At 62.8% G+C, this 3,424-nt stretch carries 1 protein-coding gene; it reads right to left on the bottom strand.

Going from position 1 to position 3,424, the window contains the following annotated elements:
- The coding region (pyc, locus tag ATO10_RS15760) for a pyruvate carboxylase (protein WP_081806557.1) at positions 1 to 3,419 on the bottom strand (3,419 nt) is incomplete at its 3' end.
- Positions 3,420 to 3,424 lie beyond the last annotated feature (5 nt).

Here is a 3,424-nt window from a genome sequence, read left to right as displayed (position 1 = left end):
AGGTCTTTTGCGTCGATTTGGGCGCCTGGTGTGATGTGGATGGCTTTGACGGTTGCGGTTTTTTCGGCGTGGATTGCGGTTTCCATTTTCATGGCTTCAATCGTCAGCAGCAGGTCGCCGGGGTGGACCTGTTGGCCCAGGGTGACGCCGATGCTTGCCACCACGCCGGGCATCGGGGCGCCGATGTGGTTTGGCTCGCCCTCGGTGGCTTTGGGGCGCTGGGCGGTGGCGGATTTGACCATGCGGTTGGGCACGCGGATCACGCGGGGCTGACCGTTGAGTTCAAAGAACACTTTGACCTCGCCGTCTTCATTGGTTTCCCCCACGGCCTGCAGGCGGATTTCCAGCGTCTTGCCCGGGTCGATCTCGGCGCTGATTTCTTCGCCCGGCTCCATGCCGTAAAAGAAGGTCTTTGTCGGCAGGGTGCGCACCGGGCCATAGGTGTCATGGCGGCTGGCGTAATCGGCAAAAACCTTGGGATACATCAGGTAACCGTTCAGGTCTTCGTCATCCAGATCACAGCCCAGCTCGGCCGCGGCCGTCGCGCGGGTGGCCTCAAGATCGACCGGCTTCAGGTGCTTGCCGGGGCGCTCCAGATTGGGGGCGTCACCTTTGAGAACCTTGTTCACAATGCCATCCGGAAAGCCGCCGGGGGGCTGGCCCAGATTGCCGCGCATCATGTCGACGACACTGTCGGGGAAGGCCACATCGGTGTCGGGATGTTCCACGTCATCGCGGCTCAGCCCCTGGGACACCATCATCAGCGCCATGTCCCCCACCACTTTTGAGGACGGCGTCACCTTGACGATATCGCCAAACATCTGGTTCACGTCGGCATAGGTCTGGGCGACCTCGTGCCAGCGTTCTTCCAGCCCCAGCGAGCGTGCCTGCGCTTTCAGGTTGGTGAACTGCCCGCCGGGCATTTCATGCAGGTAAACCTCGGATGCGGGGGCCTGCAGACCGCTTTCAAAGGCGGCGTATTGGGCGCGCACGCCCTCCCAATATTCCGAGATCCGGCGAATGGCGCCGATGTCCAGACCGGTGTCGCGGTCGGTGTTGCGCAGGGCCTCCACGACCGAACCCAGGCAGGGCTGCGAGGTCCCGCCCGAGAACGCATCCATCGCCGCATCCACCGCGTCCACACCCGCTTCCGAGGCCGCCAGAATGGTCGCCCCGGCGATGCCCGATGTGTCATGGGTGTGGAAGTGGACGGGCAAGCCGACCTCTTCTTTCAGGGCTTTGATCAGCAGGCTGGCCGAGGCCGGTTTCAGCAGCCCCGCCATATCCTTGAGGCCCAGAATATGGGCGCCGGCGGCCTCCAGCTCTTTGGCCATGTTGACGTAATAGGCCACGTCATATTTGGCGCGCGCGGGGTCCAGAATATCGCCGGTATAACAAATCGTGCCTTCACAGATCTTGCCGGATTCAACCACCGCATCCATCGCAACGCGCATGTTTTCCACCCAGTTCAGGCTGTCAAACACCCGGAACACATCCACGCCGGTTTCGGCGGCCTGGGCCACGAACGACTGCACCACGTTGTCAGGATAGTTGGTGTAGCCCACCCCGTTGGAAGCGCGCAACAGCATCTGCGTCAGCAGGTTGGGCATGGCGGCGCGCAGATCGCGCAGGCGCTGCCAGGGGCATTCCTGCAAGAACCGGTACGCCACATCAAAGGTCGCCCCGCCCCAGCATTCCACGCTGAACAGCCCCGACAGATCACTGGCATAGCTGGGCGCCACTTTGATCATGTCAATCGAGCGCATCCGCGTCGCCAGCAGCGACTGATGCCCATCACGCATGGTGGTGTCGGTCAGCAGCAGCTGTTTTTGCGCCGCCATCCAATCGGCGACCGCCTTGGCGCCGTCGCGCTCAAGGATCTGGCGGGTGCCATCAAGGATCACGTCGCCCGGCGTCGGCGCCTTGGGCGCTTTCAGCCCCTCGGCCGGGGCGGGGCGCCCTTCGGTTTCGGGGTGCCCGTTCACGGTGATGTCGGCGATATAGGTCAGCACCTTGGTGCCCCGGTCGCGGCGCGGTTTAAAATCAAACAGCCCCGGCGTGTCGTCGATGAACTTGGTGGTATAGCTGTTGTCCAGAAAGGTCGGGTGTTTCAGCAGGTTTTCCACAAAGGCAATGTTGGTGCTGACGCCCCGGATGCGGAATTCGCGCAGGGCCCGGTCCATCCGCGCAATCGCCTTTTGCGGCGTCGGCGCCCAGGCGGTGACCTTGGTCAGCAGGCTGTCGTAATAGCGCGTGATCACCCCGCCCGCATAGGCCGTGCCGCCATCCAGACGGATGCCCATGCCCGTGGCCGAGCGATAGGCCGTGATGCGGCCATAATCGGGGATGAAGTTGTTGGTCGGGTCTTCGGTGGTGACCCGGGTCTGCAGCGCATGGCCGTTCAGGCGGATGTCGTCCTGGCTGGCCTTGCCGGTGGCTTCGGCAATGGTCTTGCCCTCGCAGATCAGGATCTGCGCCTGCACGATATCAATGCCGGTGACCTCTTCGGTGACCGTGTGTTCGACCTGCACCCGCGGGTTCACCTCGATGAAGTAGAACTTGCCGCTGTCCATATCCATCAGGAATTCCACGGTGCCCGCGGCCTGATAATCGACGTGTTTACAGATCTTATAGCCCAGCTCGCAAATCTCGGCGCGTTGGGCGTCGCTCAGGTAAGGCGCGGGCGCGCGTTCCACGACCTTCTGGTTGCGCCGCTGCACCGAGCAATCCCGCTCAAACAGGTGGTACATGCCGCCCTGCGTGTCGCCCAGAATCTGCACCTCGACGTGGCGCGCGCGGGTGATCATCTTCTCCAGATAGCCCTCGCCATTGCCAAAGGCCGCCTCGGCCTCGCGCCGGCCCTCCAGCACCTTTTCCTCGACCTCGTCTTCGCTGTGAATGGGGCGCATACCGCGCCCGCCCCCGCCCCAGCTGGCCTTCAGCATCAAAGGATAGCCGATCTCGGCGGCCTCGGCCTTGACCGCCGCCATGTCATCGCCCAGCACCTCGGTCGCGGGCACCACCGGCACGCCGGCCGCAATCGCCACCTTGCGCGCGCTGGCCTTGTCGCCCAAAGCGCGCATGGTCTCGGCCTTGGGGCCAATGAAGGTGATGCCATTGGCAGCGCAGGCATCGACAAAATCAGGGTTTTCCGACAGCAACCCATACCCCGGATGGATCGCATCCGCGCCCGACAACCTGGCAACCCGGATGATCTCGTCAATGCTCAGATACGCCGCAACAGGCCCCATCCCCGCACCGATCTTATAGGCCTCATCCGCCTTGAAACGGTGCAAGGACAACTTGTCCTCCTCCGCATAAATCGCAACCGTCTTCTTCCCCAACTCATTCGCAGCCCGCATCACACGGATCGCAATCTCACCACGGTTCGCTATCAATATCTTCTTAAACTCAGACATGGGGG

Source organism: Actibacterium atlanticum (assembly GCF_000671395.1).
GTDB lineage: Bacteria > Pseudomonadota > Alphaproteobacteria > Rhodobacterales > Rhodobacteraceae > Actibacterium_D > Actibacterium_D atlanticum.
This window is presented reverse-complemented; position numbering and strand designations above follow the sequence as displayed.